This window comes from Gracilibacillus sp. Marseille-QA3620, assembly GCF_054950035.1.
Genome location: NZ_CM143102.1, coordinates 3,613,374 through 3,630,996, shown reverse-complemented (window position 1 = coordinate 3,630,996; position 17,623 = coordinate 3,613,374). Strand labels below are relative to the sequence as shown.

At 44.7% G+C, this 17,623-nt stretch carries 21 protein-coding genes; 15 read left to right on the top strand and 6 right to left on the bottom strand.

Annotated features, from left to right (window positions below):
• Positions 1-79 precede the first annotated feature (79 nt).
• From ACY8DX_RS18360 to ACY8DX_RS18330, 7 genes are all read left to right on the top strand, one after another.
• Positions 80-925, top strand: coding sequence for a DUF72 domain-containing protein (locus tag ACY8DX_RS18360; RefSeq protein WP_049669642.1), 846 nt, complete (start codon positions 80-82; stop codon positions 923-925).
• Positions 926-968: 43 nt separating this feature from the next.
• The gene (locus tag ACY8DX_RS18355; protein WP_049669643.1) at positions 969-1,790 is read left to right on the top strand and encodes a sulfite exporter TauE/SafE family protein; all 822 of its coding nucleotides are present in this window, start codon (positions 969-971) and stop codon (positions 1,788-1,790) included.
• Positions 1,791-1,801: 11 nt separating this feature from the next.
• A complete protein-coding gene (locus ACY8DX_RS18350; RefSeq protein ID WP_462405765.1) occupies positions 1,802-3,157 on the top strand; it encodes a bifunctional metallophosphatase/5'-nucleotidase in 1,356 nt (451 codons plus the stop codon).
• A gap of 70 nt (positions 3,158-3,227) precedes the next feature.
• A complete protein-coding gene (locus ACY8DX_RS18345; protein WP_439802169.1) occupies positions 3,228-3,533 on the top strand; it encodes a YunC family protein in 306 nt (101 codons plus the stop codon).
• 65 nt (positions 3,534-3,598) lie between these two features.
• A complete protein-coding gene (gene yunB, locus ACY8DX_RS18340; RefSeq protein WP_462405764.1) occupies positions 3,599-4,366 on the top strand; it encodes a sporulation protein YunB in 768 nt (255 codons plus the stop codon).
• A 114-nt stretch (positions 4,367-4,480) separates the two neighbouring features.
• Positions 4,481-6,010, top strand: a complete 1,530-nt coding sequence (locus ACY8DX_RS18335) for a sodium-dependent transporter (RefSeq protein ID WP_462405763.1) — start codon at positions 4,481-4,483, stop codon at positions 6,008-6,010.
• Entirely contained in the window at positions 6,007-6,114 is a 108-nt protein-coding gene (locus tag ACY8DX_RS18330) for a methionine/alanine import family NSS transporter small subunit (protein ID WP_462405762.1), read from the top strand. Before ACY8DX_RS18335 ends, ACY8DX_RS18330 begins: the two co-directional genes overlap by 4 nt.
• Positions 6,115-6,151: 37 nt before the next feature.
• Here ACY8DX_RS18330 and ACY8DX_RS18325 read toward each other — a convergent pair whose 3' ends face one another.
• On the bottom strand, positions 6,152-7,090 hold the full coding sequence (locus tag ACY8DX_RS18325) for a M23 family metallopeptidase (RefSeq protein WP_462406978.1): 939 nt from the start codon (positions 7,088-7,090) through the stop codon (positions 6,152-6,154).
• A gap of 109 nt (positions 7,091-7,199) precedes the next feature.
• Entirely contained in the window at positions 7,200-7,769 is a 570-nt protein-coding gene (locus ACY8DX_RS18320) for a YhcN/YlaJ family sporulation lipoprotein (protein WP_462405761.1), read from the bottom strand.
• A gap of 116 nt (positions 7,770-7,885) precedes the next feature.
• Here ACY8DX_RS18320 and ACY8DX_RS18315 point away from each other — a divergent pair, with 116 nt between their 5' ends.
• A complete protein-coding gene (locus ACY8DX_RS18315) occupies positions 7,886-8,161 on the top strand; it encodes a YutD family protein (RefSeq protein ID WP_049669649.1) in 276 nt (91 codons plus the stop codon).
• Between the two features lie 104 nt (positions 8,162-8,265).
• Here ACY8DX_RS18315 and ACY8DX_RS18310 read toward each other — a convergent pair whose 3' ends face one another.
• Positions 8,266-8,532: a DUF3055 domain-containing protein gene (locus tag ACY8DX_RS18310; RefSeq protein ID WP_462405760.1), complete on the bottom strand. Its 267-nt coding sequence runs from the start codon at positions 8,530-8,532 to the stop codon at positions 8,266-8,268.
• A gap of 253 nt (positions 8,533-8,785) precedes the next feature.
• Here ACY8DX_RS18310 and ACY8DX_RS18305 point away from each other — a divergent pair, with 253 nt between their 5' ends.
• Positions 8,786-9,235 carry a DUF86 domain-containing protein gene (locus ACY8DX_RS18305; protein ID WP_462405759.1) on the top strand — a complete coding sequence of 150 codons (450 nt, stop codon included), beginning with the start codon at positions 8,786-8,788 and terminating at the stop codon, positions 9,233-9,235.
• 151 nt (positions 9,236-9,386) lie between these two features.
• The gene (locus ACY8DX_RS18300) at positions 9,387-10,151 is read left to right on the top strand and encodes a TIGR01457 family HAD-type hydrolase (protein ID WP_049672751.1); all 765 of its coding nucleotides are present in this window, start codon (positions 9,387-9,389) and stop codon (positions 10,149-10,151) included.
• Between the two features lie 55 nt (positions 10,152-10,206).
• Here the strand turns inward: ACY8DX_RS18300 and ACY8DX_RS18295 are convergent, their stop codons facing one another.
• On the bottom strand, positions 10,207-10,725 hold the full coding sequence (locus ACY8DX_RS18295; protein WP_462405758.1) for a phosphatidylglycerophosphatase A family protein: 519 nt from the start codon (positions 10,723-10,725) through the stop codon (positions 10,207-10,209).
• Between the two features lie 150 nt (positions 10,726-10,875).
• Between ACY8DX_RS18295 and yutH the strand changes: the two genes are divergently transcribed.
• The 4 genes from yutH to thrB all read left to right on the top strand — a co-directional run bounded on the left by yutH (position 10,876) and on the right by thrB (position 15,303).
• Positions 10,876-11,889 carry a spore coat putative kinase YutH gene (gene yutH / locus ACY8DX_RS18290; protein ID WP_049669653.1) on the top strand — a complete coding sequence of 338 codons (1,014 nt, stop codon included), beginning with the start codon at positions 10,876-10,878 and terminating at the stop codon, positions 11,887-11,889.
• Positions 11,890-12,041: 152 nt separating this feature from the next.
• Positions 12,042-13,340: a homoserine dehydrogenase gene (locus ACY8DX_RS18285; protein WP_462405757.1), complete on the top strand. Its 1,299-nt coding sequence runs from the start codon at positions 12,042-12,044 to the stop codon at positions 13,338-13,340.
• Positions 13,340-14,401 (top strand): threonine synthase, encoded by a 1,062-nt coding sequence (gene thrC, locus ACY8DX_RS18280; RefSeq protein WP_049669655.1) that lies wholly within the window; start codon positions 13,340-13,342, stop codon positions 14,399-14,401. The genes ACY8DX_RS18285 and thrC overlap by 1 nt, the downstream gene beginning before the upstream one ends.
• Positions 14,398-15,303 carry a homoserine kinase gene (gene thrB, locus ACY8DX_RS18275; RefSeq protein WP_462405756.1) on the top strand — a complete coding sequence of 302 codons (906 nt, stop codon included), beginning with the start codon at positions 14,398-14,400 and terminating at the stop codon, positions 15,301-15,303. The genes thrC and thrB overlap by 4 nt, the downstream gene beginning before the upstream one ends.
• Positions 15,304-15,351: 48 nt before the next feature.
• Here the strand turns inward: thrB and ACY8DX_RS18270 are convergent, their stop codons facing one another.
• Entirely contained in the window at positions 15,352-16,575 is a 1,224-nt protein-coding gene (locus ACY8DX_RS18270) for an ISL3 family transposase (RefSeq protein ID WP_462406874.1), read from the bottom strand.
• A 163-nt stretch (positions 16,576-16,738) separates the two neighbouring features.
• Complete coding sequence (locus ACY8DX_RS18265) at positions 16,739-16,981, bottom strand: NifU family protein (protein ID WP_231589579.1); 243 nt, start codon at positions 16,979-16,981, stop codon at positions 16,739-16,741.
• 139 nt (positions 16,982-17,120) lie between these two features.
• Here ACY8DX_RS18265 and ACY8DX_RS18260 point away from each other — a divergent pair, with 139 nt between their 5' ends.
• Positions 17,121-17,441, top strand: a complete 321-nt coding sequence (locus ACY8DX_RS18260) for a YuzD family protein (protein WP_049669658.1) — start codon at positions 17,121-17,123, stop codon at positions 17,439-17,441.
• Positions 17,442-17,623: the final 182 nt, after the last annotated feature.

The following is a 17,623-nucleotide window of genomic DNA, read 5'->3' as shown; positions in this document are numbered from 1 at the left end:
TATCGTCTGATTACTGGAGCTTGCTGGATAATTAGGGAGCGGGTGGTGTGCTATGATAGGTTTAGAGGAGGTTATTCGGATGATTTATATCGGTGTAACCGGATGGGGAGATCATGATTCTCTTTATCCGCCAGCTATCAAACCTAAGGATAAGCTTGCCGAGTATAGTGCGCATTTTCCGGTGGTCGAGGTGGATGCGTCCTTTTATGCGATTCAGCCAGCCCGTAATGCTGAAAAGTGGGTGCGTGAAACGCCGGAGAGCTTCAAGTTTGTTGTGAAGGCTTATCAGGGGATGACGGGACATCAGCGAGGGGATATTCCGTTTGCTTCAAGGGGTGAGATGTTTGCGGCCTTTCGGGAGTCTTTGAAGCCTTATATGGGGGCGGGCAAGTTTTCGATGGCTCTTTTTCAGTTTCCGCCATGGTTTGATTGCAAGAAGGAGAATGTGGAGTATCTTCGCTATTGCCGGGAGCAGATGGGAGATATTCAGTCAGCACTTGAATTTCGGCATCAGTCTTGGTTCAGTGATTCCTTCAGGGAAGGGACGCTCGGGTTTATGAAGAAGGAGGGATGGATTCATTCCATCGTTGATGAGCCGCAGGCTGGTGAGGGTTCAATTCCGACGGTGCCGGTTGTGACAGATGAGAATTTGACCTTGGTTCGATTGCATGGAAGAAATGTGCATGGATGGAATAAACCGAATGATGCGAATTGGCGTGAAGTCCGCTATTTATATAAGTACAATAAGGAAGAGCTGTTGGAATGGAGAATGAGAATTCAGGAATTGGCAAAGCATACGAAGGATATTATTGTTTTATTCAATAATAATTCCGGAGGGGATGCGGCCGGTAATGCGAAGGATTTCCAGGCCTTGCTTGGAATTGATTATGAAGGCTTGGGTTCGAAACAGCTGGGTCTATTTTGAGTGTTCTTTATTGTGATTGATTGGAAAGGCGGGACTTATTTATATGGAATTTTTGTTGCTTGTACTTGTTGGGCTGGCAGCCGGATTTTTAGGAGCTTTGGTTGGCTTAGGCGGGGGAATTATCATTGTGCCAATGCTGCTGTTTCTGTCTGGAGGGCTGCTCGGGGTAATTTCTCCGCAAATGGCTGTCGGGACGTCTTTATTCACATTAGTGTTTACTGGGCTTTCTTCTGCTCTTGCTTATTTGAAGCAGCGGACAGTTGATTATCGGAGCGCTTTTTTATTTTTAATCGGGATTGCTCCAGGAAGCTTGGTTGGAGGCTGGGCCAATAAGTTCATGGATGTGGAGGCATTTAATATCCTGTTTGGGATTTTGATGGTATTTCTCTCCTTTTTATTGATGATCAGAGGGAACTTGAAGCCGAAGAAGAGGAAGTCGAAAGGGATAGAACGGACTTATATCGATCAGGAGGGGAAAGAGCATACATACGGTTATAGCGTTGCGTTTGCCATTTTTATTTCCTTTATTGTCGGATTCCTTTCTTCCTTATTCGGTATTGGCGGAGGTTCCTTGATGGTTCCGGTTATGCTTCTTATCTTTCATTTTCCGCCGCATCTGGCCGTTGGTACATCGATGCTGCTGATTTGTCTTTCCGCCATCATTGGTTCGGTGACCCATATTGCGGCAGGACATGTCGTTTGGATTTATGCACTGGCGCTTATTCCGGGCGGTTGGTTTGGTGCTAAGTTTGGAGCGTATGTGAATACGCGGATGAAGAGCGCTACGCTTGTCATGGCGCTGCGTATTATGTTAATTGTTGTAGGTGTTAAATTGATTTGGGATGGGGCGCAAGCCTTATTATAGAGGTGAGTATCATGAAGGAAACGATTCATTTATTACATATTAATGATCTGCATAGCCATTTTGAGCATTGGGAAAGAATTGTCCGCTATATGGATGAGCAGCAGGAATTATATGAAAGTGCTGGCGATGTTGTGTATAGGCTCGACATCGGAGATCATGTCGATCGTTTCCACCCCTTTACCGAAGGGACGATGGGGAAAGGAAATATAGAGCTGCTGAATGCTGCTGGGATGGACGGGGTGACCATCGGGAATAATGAAGGAATTACCTTGCCTCATGAGGGGCTTAATCATTTGTACGATGAAGCCCGTTTCCCGGTAACAGTCGCTAATCTATATGATGAGAATGGCAATCGGCCGAAGTGGGCGCTTCCTTACTTCATACGCACAACACCATTAGGCAGAAGAATTGCCTTCTTTGGTGTGACTGCGCCATTTACGGAGCTGTATCATCTATTGGGCTGGAAGCTGACCGACCCTTATGAGGAAATTGCATCAGTGCTTAAGGAGCTGGAGGGGAAAGCAGATTTAATTGTACTTCTATCTCACTTAGGGCTTCCGGCAGATGAATTGGTTGCGGCGAACTTTCCTGAAATCCATGTGATTCTTGGCGGTCATACGCATCATATACTTCACCATGGAAAGGTATATGGCCATACACTTATCTGCGGTGCAGGGAAGTATGGAATGTATGTCGGTCATGTAGAGATTACGCTGGATGACAAAGGAATTAAGGCTGTATCCAGATTAGAGAATATGACTGATGAAGGGTATACGAAGCAGGAGAAGGAAGTAGCTGACCGTTTAGTTGAAAAAGGAAAGACAAGTCTTGGGGAGGTTTTGCTTGAGCTTGAGAAGCCGATGTCAACGGATTGGTTTGTCCCTTCAGAAATGCCGGATGTTTTATGCGAGGCATTAAGAGATTGGTGCAAAACAGATTGTGCTTTTATCAATGCGGGATTGCTCCTTGATGGATTAAAAGAAGGTCCAGTGACGAGATATGATCTTCATAAGATTTGTCCACACCCGATTAATCCATGTGTGCTCACCCTTTCTGGAAGTGAGCTGACCGGTATATTAAGGAAGACGGAGAATCCGAAATGGCCTCATTTCCAGGTGAAGGGGCTTGGGTTCCGCGGTTCTGTCATGGGAATGTTTGTTTATGCCGGATTGGAGAAGATAAATGGCGAGTGGCTGATTAATGGGGAGCAAATCCATCAAAAGGCCGAATATACAATGGCTGTTCCAGATATGTTTACATTCGGCTATTTATTCCCTGAGGTGCGTGATGTGGAACAGAAACGATATTTGATGCCGGAGTTCCTGCGCGATTTATTGGCATGGAAATTAGCCCAATCTGATCGGTAGGCAGCAATCTGCCAGGCTGTCATCCATATACTTTAAGAGCAGTAGTTTTAAAGTGATGGAGGGAAATGCCATGATTGAAGTCATCCCTTATGAGATTGGGGGAAAGCTGTATACCGGTATTTCGGTTCAGCTTCCGAAGACAACCCTTTTGGTCATCTCCAATGATATAGGCTATATTATGTGCGGGGCGCTGGATGTTGGATTATTGAATGAACGTCTTTCTGACCGGCAAATCATTGCTGGAAGAGCAGTGGGAGTAAAGACCTTGGAGGAGCTGTTGAATGCTCCCCTTGAGTCTGTTACCGATGAAGCGAGAAAAAGAGGAATCATTCCCGGTATGACGGGGAAGGATGCCCTTATCTTATTTCAGGCTTGATCCAAAATTAAGCGACTAAACCCTTCTATACAAGCATAGGTATTACTTGTATAGGAGGGATTTTTTTGTTCAAAAAAAGGGCATTTAAACGACAGAGCTTATTGCCGAGCGGCCCCTTACCAACGAAATATGTCCTGCTTATTTCTCTCGGCTTTTTTATCGTATCGACCATTTTGGCGATTTGGATTGTGAATAAGGCGATTGAGCCTACATTGATGAAATATGCGGAATCGGAAACGAAGAAGATGGCCAGTATTGTCATTAATAAGGCAATTGAGGAATCTATAGCGAAAAATAAAGATTTGAATGATGTGATTACTGAAATTCCAAAGGAAGGTGAGGAAATTTCAGTGGAAGGGATTCGTTTTAATACGGAAATTATCAATCGTTTCCGTGCGGATACGACGATGCGGATCCAAGAGGCGTTAAGAGAGATTGAGGCTGGTGATTTATCCTCTGTCGATTATTTGAGTACGAGTAAGGATGGAAAGAACGGAGATGGGATAATCCATGAGGTGCCTCTTGGTAAAGTGACGAATAATGCCTTGCTTGGTAATATGGGACCGGATATTCCTGTGGAGATTCATGCGGTCAGTGATGTGCAAAGCGATGTGAAGACAACACTTGAGCCATATGGTATTAATAACGCACTCATTAAGGTCGTTCTTTTCGTGGAGGTCAATGCGCAGGTTGTCGTTCCTTTTGCTTCTAAGCCGACTAAGATTACGACAGATGTACCGATTGCCATGAGAACGACGTCAGGTCAAGTTCCATCCTATTATAATGGAAGCGGAAATGGTGCAGGACCGGCGATACAGCTTCCGACAAAATAGGCCAAAGGTCTTGAACATTGTGTGATAAATTGACATTCCCCCCATATATAGTATATTATTTACCTATTGCAGAATTATCAGAAAATTTACACATATCGTGGGGGGATTATCTTAATGGATAAACAGAGAGCGCAATGGGGAACTAGGGCAGGTTTTATTTTTGCGGCTGTAGGGTCTGCTATCGGCCTTGGGAATATTTGGCGTTTTCCGTCTGTTGCTTATGAAAATGGAGGAGGAGCCTTCTTTCTTCCATACTTATTTGCATTATTGACGGCGGGTATACCGCTGCTGATCATGGAGTTTACAATTGGGCAGAAACTGAAAAGTTCGGCACCGCTCAGCTTCTTTAAGATTCGTAAAGGTGCAGAATGGCTGGGTTGGTGGCAAGTTATTGTTGCTTTTATTATTGCGACCTATTATGCGGTTATCCTCGCATGGTCACTATCTTATGCGTATTTCTCCCTTAAGAGCACATGGGGGGATGATACGGAAGGCTATTTATTCAATTCATTCCTAAAGGTTCTGCCTGGAGAGAATGCTGGAGCGTTTGGTTCAATTGTTCCAAATGTATTCTTCCCGCTTCTGATCATCTGGGTACTTGCCCTTATCATTTTGTTTGCTGGCGTTAAGAAGGGGATTGAACGGGCAAATCGTATCTTTATCCCTTTATTGGTTCTCATGTTCGGGATTATCGTTGTTCGTGCTGTCACACTTGATAATGCAACTGCCGGTTTACAGGCTTTCTTTGAACCCAATTGGTCCCAGCTGACAAACGGGAAGGTATGGGTCGCTGCCTATTCACAAATCTTCTTTTCCTTATCGATTGCCTTTGGAATCATGATCACGTATGCGAGTTATTTGCCAAAGAAAACAGATATTACGAATAATGCCTTCATCACCGGCTTTGCGAATTCCAGCTTTGAGCTCCTGGCTGGAATCGGGGTATTTGCGACTCTAGGCTTTATGGCCGGGCAGATTGGCGTACCGGTTAATGAGGTTGTAAGCGGCGGTATTGGTCTGGCCTTTGTTGTCTTCCCGCAAATTATTAATGAGATCCCGACATGGCCGAATCTTTTTGGCTTCTTATTCTTTGCGAGCCTATTCTTGGCAGGGATGACATCCTTGATATCGATTGCAGAAGTATTTATCTCAGCCGTTCAGGAGAAGTTTGGCATTACGCGTAATAAGGCGGTTGCCTTCGGTGCTGGAGGGGCAGCAGTCATTTCGGTTCTATACGCGACTCAGGGCGGACTGTATATCTTTGATACAGTTGACCACTTTATTAACCAATATGGTGTGGCACTTGCCGGTCTCGTTGAGATTGTATTCATTGCCTGGATTGCGAGAGAATTGTCTAATCTTCAGAATCATGCGAACAGCATGTCAGACATTCGCCTTGGAGTATGGTGGAAGGTATGTCTTGGCTTGATTACTCCTATTGTCCTTGGATTTATGATGATTCAAACATTTACAGCGGATATTCAGAATAATTATGAAGGGTATCCGACAAGTCTGATTATGACAGCTGGCTGGGGTGTATCTGTTGCTGCTATCTTGATTGGTATTCTCTTCACAAGGTACAAATGGAAGGGAATAGATACAAATACAACGTATGAGAAATCATCTAAGGGGGTGGCGAAATGACAGGGAGCGCCATTACCATGATGGTTATCGGAATTGTGATCATTTGGGGAGGTCTTGTTGCCTCTATTACGAATGCTGTTATCAAATCGCGAAAAAAAGCGTAAGAAATAAGGAGCCGATACGATCATCGGCTCCTTTTATTTAATGGCGTAATGCGGCTTTTTCTTTCCGTTCCCATACACGGAGATATGGATAAGGGTCAAAGGACCATTCCGTTCGTCCATTTTCCTTGTACATACCATAATGGAGGTGTGGAGGAAATTTGCCGGCTGTTCCTGGTGGACCGTATCCAGAACTGCCAACACCGCCTAGCATGGTTCCTGGTTCGACCAGCTGGCCAACCTTCACATCCTTTGCGAATCCGTTCAGGTGTGCGAAATAATGGTACGTATTATTAATGTCTCGGATGCCGATTCGCCAGCCTCCGAATTTATTCCAGCCCTTTAACTCGATGATGCCGTAACAGGTCGAGCGAACAGGCACGCCATATCCAGCGAAGATATCTGTTCCTTCATGTGTCCGTCGTCCGCCCCAGCCTCTTGCGACACCCCAAGTGCTGTTATAGGTGTAATGGCTTCCCATAGGGAGGGGGAATATCTTCCTCTGCAGATCAATGGTTTGGTGTTTCTTGAATAGTTCAGCATTGCTCATGATGATGCTGACAGCCCGGTCCCGTTTATAATATTCCCATACCCCGATTCTGAAGTTATCCTTATCAGCGCCGTAGGACATGATATAGTGGGTAATCGCGGCCAGTTGGTCATATTCATTCTTAATGTCCGCTTTCCCATCCTGGTCTCCATCCTTGCCCATACCCTCGAAGAAGGTGATGGATAGGGGGTCTGTATCTTCTTGATTGGGATTGGCAAGACCGCTCCATTTATTTGGGGGAATCATGATGCTGAGTGTTCCGGTTGGGTCGAGCAAATCGTTCCTTGCAAGGCGTACACTGCGCTCATATTGGTCAAAGGCGGCTATGTAGTACCAGGGCAGCTGGGTGGATGCTTCAACTCGTTTATATAAGTCCATCCGCTGCTTAATCAATTCCTGCTCCTCATTATTTGCTTGGGCAGCCAGCATGGAATCCGGGCAGGCTGCAGCTGCACATATAGATAAGAGGAGAAGGGACAGTAAGCGATAGATCACCTGTGTCACTCCTTTCGCTGATTGTTCTTGATGGATGTTATTCTTAATCAAATGCCGTAATATGCTCCATCTTCTTAATGATTTTTTCTTTATTTTCCGCATCAGACCCGTTGGCAGAAGAGTAGCTGGACATATTCTGAAGTACATCAATGAAGCTAGGGTCATCTGTGATATATATTTGATAATAATCAGGTGCGATATGGCTGATGTTTTCCCGGATATTTCGCCTTATCAAATCAGGACGAGTTCCTTCGGGATGGTAAGCAAGCAATATTTCTTCATCCGTGACAAGTGTGCTGGCATCCTTGACCCCGGGGATTTGCACGCATAGTGTCGTCACGATGGTAGCTAAATCATCCCGTTTAATGGAAGGAACAGGTTTATCCTCCCGGTTGGCATAATAAGCGGAACGCTGCTGGCGTTCATAGCCGTATTTGTTGTCATTTGCACTTGAATCAATCCCGGAATCACTGAACATGTCTTGGTCATAGGACACATAATCTGTATTAATTTGTTCGGTATGATTTATTGGGTGATGTTGCCCGATATCTGAACTTTCGCAGGCGGAAAGAAGGAAGAAAGTAAATAAGCAGCTAACAATCGGCCAATTCATGGATAAATGCACCTCCTTTTATCGTAGTTTGACCCAGATGTTAAAAATACTTCATGGTTATATGTGGAGAATGTTATAATAAAGGAACAGGTATGCTAAGAGTAAGAGGTGAACAAATGATCAGCATTAATAATTCTCAATATGAAATTCTAGAGGAGCGCGGTGAGGGATTTAATGAGGAAGCCTTCAAAAGCCGTTTCAGTGAAATATTGAACCGTTATGATTATATCTTAGGGGATTGGGGCTATGGACAGCTCCGCCTAAAAGGATTTTTTGATGACCAAAATCAAAAAGCCTCTTATGACAACAAAATCAGCACCATCAAGGAATATTTATATGAATACTGTAACTTCGGATGCTCCTACTTCATCCTTCGCAAAACGAAAAAGTAAAAGCTGCCGAAAAGAGGCAGCTTACAGACTGCAGGCTTAACCGGATGGTTTTTGTCTGCAGTTTTTTTTATGTATTCATGTGTTGGTAGTTAATGCTTATCCCGCTAAATGACTTCATATAAGAAATCCTTCCATTCTGCCGCTTCCTCTTCAGAAAGTCTGAATGCATGCTCTAAATAGCCGGGTTCTTCAAGATCATCAGTTCCAATGATAGCGAAGCGATTTCCCTGCATATCAAGGACAAGCGTCTTTCCGTAGAAACGATCTGTTCTAAGCAGCGCCAGGTCAATGCGGGCGCTTTCCCCCATGAAGCTGACAAAACGTGTTTTCGTATCATAAGTATCATCATATAGAAAGAAACGTTCTTGCATGAATGTTTGTTCCTCCTCTCCCAAATGATGTGATTGATTGAATCATACCAAAATAATCGAGTGATTTGTTTAGATAATTCTAGTTTTTATCATTTTTCTGCCAATAATTTTAGGAACAAGGTATAATGAAACGGGAGGATGCAGGCTTTAGGAGCAGTAATCGTTTGGACATGGCAGCCCCAACTTCTTGAACTTTTGTATTGAATTCATTAAGCTTAAGACAAGACAGCGCAGCCAAAGGAGGAGTATCAACATGTATTTCGTCGATCGGGAAGCGATTGAGGATAAATTGCATTACTTGGTGAGACAAATAGACTTATTTGAGGAAAAGGGAAGCTTTGATCAATCAGCATACGATCAATTGATTTTAGAGCGCCTCGCACATACAATGATTGATGCAGTCTTAGATATAGGCAATGCCATGATTGATGGGTTTATCATGAGAGACCCGGGCAGCTATGAGGACATTATTGATATTTTAGTTGATGAGCAAGTGATTGATACAGATATGGAGACGCCATTTAAGGCCATGCTGCCGTTCAGAAAGATCCTTGTACAGGATTATACACATACCGAACATGGCGAATTGCTGGCTGCTGTCAGAGAGAATCTTTCAGCCTTTAAGGCCTATCCGGAAAAGATTAGTGCTTATTTAGAGAAAGAGCTCGGAGTTGTAACCGCTTTTATCCCGCGGGAATCATAAGCTTTTATGAATACTGGGTGGAGAGTCATTTCTTAGGAAGTGGCTCTTTTTAGTCTGGAATCATAGTCTCCAAATAGAGGGAGGCTTACACTTTGGAGAGCATTGTGATAAAGTAATGGAGAAACTATTACGTCTGGAGAGAAATCTGCGTATGAAAGAATACAAAGGCTACTTAATTGATTTAGATGGAACGATGTATAAAGGGACTGAACGGATTCTAGAAGCGGTTCATTTTGTGCAAAACCTTCAAAAGAAGGGTATCCCTTATTTATTTGTTACGAATAACTCTTCACGCACACCGGAGCAGGTAGCGGAAAAACTGCGTGAATTTGAAATCCCGGCAACAGCTGAGCAAGTGTTCACGACGAGCATGGCGACAGCCAATTATATTGAAGAGAAGAAGCCAGATGCATCAGTCTATATCATTGGGGAAGACGGCATCATTGAGGCTTGCAGGAATAAAGGCTTTGCGTTCAAAAAGGAAGATGCTGACTTTGTTATTGTCGGGCTTGACCGCAGCGTAAACTATGAGAAGCTTTCTGTAGCTTGCCTGGCAGTCAGAAATGGAGCAACCTTTATTTCCACGAATGGAGATATCGCCATTCCAACTGAACGCGGACTGCTGCCAGGAAATGGATCCATCACATCTGTTGTAACCGTATCAACGAAAACGGAGCCAATCTTCATCGGTAAGCCGGAATCCATTATTATGGAGCAGGCGATGAAGGTGCTTGGTGTTTCTAAAGAAGAAACCTTGATGGTCGGGGATAATTATGACACGGACATCATGGCTGGAATCAATGCCGGTGTTGATACATTACTTGTCCACACAGGCGTTACGACAAGACAGCATATGGAGATTCATGAGAAGAAGCCGACCTATGCGATTGATTCACTTGATGAGTGGAAGATTTAAGGTAATAAAAACGCACGAGAGCCTAAGCTTTCGTGCGTTTTCTTTATAGATCCGCTTAGTCCAGGTTTTCCGCCCGGTGTGCGAGTCTGCTTGAAGCTGCTGCGGCAATCGCTCCAACAATATCATCAAGGAAGGTGTGGCACTCCCCGCTTGTCTTATCATTCAGTCGCTGTAGAATGCCGGGCTTTTGTTTATCGATAAATCCGTAATTAGTAAATCCAATAGACCCATATACATTGACGATTGAGAAGGCGAGGATTTCATCAACCCCATATAGCCCTTCATCTGTCTTAATGATGGATTGCAGCGGTTCTTCAAGCAATCCCTTTTCAGAGAGTAAATCCAGCTGAATTCCTGTCAAAATGGCATTTTGGACCTCTCGTTTTGACAATACCCGTTCCACATTAGCAATGCACTCATCCAGCTGTAAGTTAGAATGATATTTATGCTGCAGATACATGACTAATTCGCCGATTTCCTTCACGCTGACACCGCGATCGCTTAGCCACTGCCGAGCTGTTTTTTCCGTCATTTCGATAGGCTTTCCTTTCATCTTTCCACCGTCTTCCATCATATTATGAATTGTTTTTATGCAATCCTTTACCTAATAGCTGTACGTATACAATCTATTCTGCCCGAAAGACCGTCATTTACCATATATCTCTTTGTCGAATCATATAGTGAATTAGAGATGCACCGTTAGTATTGGAAAGGAGATAAGAAGATGGATCATGATTCGATTTATACTCATTACGGCTTGTCGGTAGAAAATGAGGTCAAAGCCGGTTCCGTTCATTTATTTAAGAGTGGAATGCAGTCGTTCTTGTATTATGCGGCAACAGGCGATGAACGAGAAATGGATGAACAATATTATATGGCACACCATTTAAATGAACAGGGTGAGCCAGGGGTTTGGCTGCCAATCATGAATCGCGAGCAAAGTATATTAACAGCTGGCCCTGATCAGCAACCGTATATTGTTTGTATGCTGGGCTCTGTCCTTCCTGATATTTACGAACCAGGTAAAGCTCTCGCCATTTTCCATTATAGAGGCCGTACTATTCAGACGCGCATGGACCAGTCCAGCCGCATGGGCAAATGGAAGCAAATGTGGGAGACCCGAATTGACCAATTGGAAAAGGTGTGGAGAGATAAGCTCTTGAGCAAGCCCCAGAATGATTTCGAGAAATTATTTATAGATTCCTATCCATATTATGCAGGTCTTACAGAAAATGCTATTCAATATTTAGTCGACACCGAGCTTGATGATGACCCTGAATTGATGGACGGCGGGACGATTTGCCACACGCGTTACACACCGGAAACATGGGGGAAGAACACGGTTGGAAAGGTGCCGAAGGATTGGGTTTTTGACCATGGGGCGAGAGATATAGCTGAGTATGTCCGTATGTGTTTCCTCGATCAGCCAAATACGTATCATCAAGGAGTCATTCGTTTTTTGCGGCAATACCAATCAATCGCTCCATTCTCAACCTTTACAGCTAAAATGACCTATGCAAGATTGCTTCTCCCGATTCATTATTTCGAGACGATTGAAACATATTATTTCATCCGTTCGGAAGGAGAGAAAGCAAAGCTTGAGGAGCGGCTGGGTCAGTACACAAAGCAATCAAGCCTATATGAACGGATGCTTCATGAGTGGTATGAAATGGCGGGGATTCCTAAAGGAAACAGCAGGATGTCTGTACCAGAATGGATTCAGAGTAAACAAAAATAATATTTGAATATTTGAACAAATTAGAATAAAGAGGTAAGATTGATTTTATTCCAATAAAGATTTAGGTTGGCACATTGGTAGAAATCATCTATAATGTCCATTATAGGTAAACAAATGTCCGTAATATGTGGACATCGTGAGGGGGAGTATGGGTGAAGCCGATTTCAATAGGATTATTAGGGCTTGGTACAGTAGGAACAGGGGTTGTGAAAATCATTACCAATCATCAGGATAAACTGATGCATCAGGTTGGATGCCCTGTGGAAATCAAAAAAATCCTTGTAAAAGATCTTGTAAAAGAGCGAGAGATCATGCTTCCAAGCGGAATGCTGACGACTTCGAGCGATGAGATTATCCATGATCCAGAAATAGATGTCATCATTGAAGTGATTGGCGGTGTGGAGGAGACACGGGATCTGCTTCTTCAAGCTTTGGAGAACAAAAAACATGTTGTTACAGCAAATAAGGACTTGATGGCTGTTTATGGACCAGAGCTTTTAAATGTAGCATCCAATAATGGCTGTGACCTCTTTTACGAGGCTAGTGTAGCCGGCGGCATTCCTATCCTGCGCGGGCTGGTGGACGGGCTCGCCTCTGACCGGATTACGAAGATGATGGGTATAGTGAATGGAACAACGAATTACATCTTGACAAAGATGTGCAAGGAGAAGCTCTCCTATGAAGATGCGCTGAAGAAAGCACAGGAGCTTGGCTTTGCGGAAACTGATCCAACTGCAGATGTCGGCGGACTGGATGCTGCACGGAAGATGGCGATTCTAGCGACTCTTGGGTTCTCCATGACCATCGATTTAGATGACGTAAAGGTGCAGGGGATTACGGGTGTATCAGATGAGGATCTGACCTTCAGCCAAAAGCTTGGATATACAATGAAGCTGATTGGTCTTGCTCAGAGATGCGAGGAGGATAAAGTGGAGGTCAGCGTTGAGCCGACCCTGCTTCCGGTCGATCATCCGCTGGCGATGGTGAATGATGAATATAATGCTGTCTATGTGTATGGTGAAGCGGTAGGAGAAACGATGTTTTATGGGCCTGGGGCTGGGAGCCTTCCGACCGCAACAGCTGTTGTCAGCGATTTAGTCGCTGTCATGAAGAATATGCGTCTCGGTGTCAATGGAAGCAGTGCTGTACTTCCGCAATTTCCGAAGAAGCTGAAAACAGATGAAGAGATTCGGGGCAAGCATTTTCTCCGCTTGCGCGTGAAGGATGAGATTGGTGTCTTTGCCCAAATCACATCGATCTTCGCAGAAGACGGAATAAGCTTTGAGAAAATCATGCAGCTGCCAATCAAGGAGGAGCAGGCATCAGAGATTGTCTTGATCTCTCATGATGCTCCGCTTGCTAATTTTGAGCGAGTTCTTGAGAAGCTTGAAACGTATGAGAAGGTTGAAGAAATTAAAAGTACGTATAAGGTTGAAGGAGGTATTGTCTAATGGGATGGAAAGGGTTAATCCAGGAATTCTCGGAGTTCTTGCCAGTGAGCGAAGGCACTCCTGCTCTAAGTTTGCATGAGGGGAATACACCGTTAATTCATTGCCGGAATCTATCAGAGGAATTAGGAATCGAGCTGTATGTCAAATATGAGGGAGCGAATCCAACGGGCTCCTTTAAGGACAGGGGTATGGTTATGGCAGTCGCCAAAGCAATGGAAGAGGGCAGTGATACAATCATTTGCGCCTCTACTGGCAATACATCTGCGGCGGCTGCAGCCTATGCTGCCCGAGCAGGCTTGCGCTGTATCGTCGTTATTCCTGACGGCAAAATCGCGATGGGAAAACTCGCACAGGCTGTCATGTACGGGGCTGAGATTTATGCCATCAAGGGCAACTTTGACCAAGCGCTTGCGATGGTCCGTTCCATTAGCACAAAATATCCTATCACCCTGGTGAATTCAGTAAATCCTTATCGTATTGAAGGGCAGAAAACAGCAGCTTTCGAGGTTTGCCGCGATATAGGAAAGGCTCCTGATATTCTTGCGATTCCAGTAGGGAATGCCGGTAATATTACGGCTTATTGGAAAGGCTTCAAGGAATATGATGAATACCATCAATCAGGACTTCCTGAAATGAGAGGGTTTGAAGCAGAAGGGGCAGCGGCCATTGTTCATAATCGTGTATTCGAGGAACCGGAGACGCTGGCCACGGCTATTCGTATCGGTAACCCAGCAAGCTGGGAATTTGCTGTTGCCGCTGCAGAGGAATCGAACGGGCAGATAGATGAAGTATCTGATGAGGAAATCATTCATGCCTATAAGCTGTTGGCACGCAAGGAAGGTGTGTTCGCAGAACCGGCCTCCTGTGCTTCTATCGCCGGTGTAATTAAACAATTACAGAATGGTCAGATGAAGAAAGGGCAGACAGTAGTGGCTGTTTTGACAGGCAATGGGCTGAAGGATCCGAATACAGCAGTCGAATACGGGCATATCACTCCTGTCGTCATTGAAAATGATGAGGAGGAGCTGGTACGGCATTTCGGGAGTGTGGTTTCATCATGAACCAGCCTCCCATGCTGCGCATTCAAATTCCAGCCAGTACGGCTAATCTTGGACCTGGGTTTGACTCGCTTGGAATGGCGCTTGGCCTTTACTTGACGATTGAGGCCTCTCAATCAGACAGATGGGAGGTTATCATAGACTGCAAAGAGCTTCAAGGGCTGCCGGCAGATGAATCGAATTATCTCGTTCGGATGGCGCAAAAAGCGGCAGCATTCTATGGAGCAGAGATGCCTCCGTGCCGATTAAAGGTTAAAAGTGACATCCCGTTGGCAAGGGGACTCGGCAGCAGTGCTTCCGCCATTGTGGCTGGGATTGAGCTCGCTAACGCCTTTTGCTCTCTTAAATTGGATGAGGAGGAAAAGATGCGTTTTGCCGCCATAGAGGAGGGTCATCCGGATAATGTCGGAGCGGCCATTTATGGCGGATTGGCAGTTGGTATTCAGGGAGAGAATGGTGCTGAAGTTGTCTCCTTGCCAGTTGTCGGGGTTGCGGCTGTTGTGGTGATTCCAGCATTTGAGTTAAAGACAGAGCAGTCGAGGTCCGTCCTCCCATCAGAGCTTGCCTTTGGACAAGCTGTTTCAGCGAGTGCTGCGTCGAATACATTTGTTGCTGCTGTCTGTGCAGGCAACTGGGCGCTTGCTGGCCAGATGATGGAGATGGATCAGTTTCATGAGCCTTACCGCGCTAAACTAATGCCATATTTCGCTGATGTCCGGAGAATCGCCAAAAAATATGGGGCATATGGGACCGCTGTCAGTGGAGCGGGACCAACCATTTTGTCCATTGCCAACTTAGAAAAGGTTCCTGCTATCTATGATGCGCTTCAAGCCTCTTTCCCGGATATGTCCGTTCATCAGGTGCAGTTGGTGAATCATGGTCCTGTCGTAAGGACCATTAAATAAAAAAGGTTCTTTTTCAAGTGTTGGGGTAGAGTCTTTTTGCTCTATCCCTTATCCTAATGAATCGCCGATGTTTTTATATTGATGATGGAGAAGGATTCTCGCGCGGAATCGGGTGAAATTCCGATAGCCAAATCCATTCCGTTTCATGACCTTTGTCAAATTGTTTAAGCCTTCCACAAACCCATTCGAGTAATTGAACTCGAAGCGATTTAAGATTTCTCTTTCCCAGTTTCGATACGTTTGGACTGTCTTGCTCAATTCAGGAATGCCACTCTCTTCTACCTTCTGATAGAACTTGCGAAGTTCTTTCTGCGTCTCCACAATCCCATTTTCTCCATTTTCTTTTGCCTTATAAAACCAAGTATAAAAGGCTTCCTTGAGCTCATACGCTTTCTGGAGCTCAGGGGAAAAGCTGAAGTATCGCTGAAGAAGCCATTGGTCTTTCTCCGTTAATTTATGAGCAGCTTTATGAAAGATATAGCGGGCTTTCTTGCATTTCTTTCGGTCATATTCATGCCACCTGGCCTGTTCCCTCACTCGAACCCGATCCAGCGCCCAATTCATATATCGCACAAAGTGAAAGCTATCCGCCACAATGATGGGACGATCCAACGCCTGTTGAACCGCCGCTTTAAAGGCCTGGCTCATGTCCATGACCACCACTTTCACCTTCGCGCCGTATTGGCGCAAATAGTCCTTGATGGTGTCCTTTCGCCGGTTTGGTAGGATGTCAATTGGCTCGCGAGTCTCGGCATTTGCGATGATGAGCTGGTACTTTTCCTTGCCTGTATTCCCCTTGAATTCATCAATGGCAATCACTTCTGGTAAGGCTGACTTCCCCTTCATGGAGGACGGGACAATGGCATCAAACCGCCGGATGATGGTACTGACGGATGTGTGGTATTGAGCGGCGATTTCCTTGAATGTCTTCGCTTTGATGGCTCGTATTTGTACTTGTTGGTTCCATTCTTTTGAGAAGCGTTGATACCGATCGACAAACGGATTCTGTTCGGCAAACCTTTTCCCGCATTGACAGGCATACCGGCGTTTACGATACTGGAGAATCGTTGGTCGTTCCGCCATTTTCAGATGTCGAACGGACTGGATGCGATAATCATGAACCTTCCCTGTTTTCTCGCCGCATCTTGGACAAATATGCGGGGTCAGGGGCATCTCCACGGTCATTTCAAAAACACCATGATCATTTACCTTGGACTTTATCACCTTAACGTCTTCTAAACCTGGCAATGTTATGTTAAAATTCAAGAGCACACATCTCCTTTTCGACTTGTTTCTCGACAATTCAAGTATAAGAAAAGTGGAGCATGTGTGCTCTTTTTTTATGTCCGTTTTTTGTGGACACCCCAACATTTAGTATAGAACCATAAAAAAACAGCGGTTCCCATTGAGGGACCGCTGTTTATCGTTTTGGTCATTAGAATACTTGTTCTACTTCTACAACGCCAGGAACTTCTTCAAGTAGGGCACGCTCGATGCCTGCTTTCAGCGTGATAGTGGAACTAGGGCAGCTTCCGCATGCTCCTAAAAGACGCAGCTTCACGATACCTTCATCCACATCAACCAGTTCACAGTCGCCGCCATCGCGAAGAAGAAATGGACGCAACTTATCAAGAACGTCTTGTACTTGATCAAATAACTCTTGTTCTGCCAAGGCTATCGACTCCTTTCCTAATCATATTATAATGATTTTGCCATGAAAAAGCTATCCACATTCCTTGCAGATTCATTAAAATTTGTTACCGAATCCTAAATTAGGTAAGATGAGGAGAGAGAAGGAATGAAGAGGGGGAGTACCCATGAAAATGGCTGAGATCTTTGTTTATGGGGCAGAGCAGATTTGTGCCAGCTGTGTAGGAATGCCGTCATCGAAAGAGACATATGAATGGCTGGAGGCAGCGCTTTCTAGGAAGTTTCCTGAGCAGCCAATCAAGTTTACGTATATTGATATCGAAAGTCCGCCTGATGATCCGACCGTGCGCGAGATTGCTGAAAAGGTTCAAAATGATGAGTATTTTTACCCGTTGGTTGTCATGGACGGTAATGTTCTTGGGGAAGGAAATCCCCGCTTAAAATCAATTTATGAAGCATTAGAGGCTTATGGTTATAAGGGGAAATAAGGAAAGACGCTAAGGCATATGCTTTGGCGTATTTTTTTGTGGGAGAGAATCATAAATTATAGAGTGGATTTTCAAGGACGAAAGCTATGAAGAATATATTTGGCCAATAGCCGTTACAGATTTCAGACAGCTTTTTGCTTAATAGAAGGAATTTCTGAAATGGCCTCGAACATGTCTTTTAA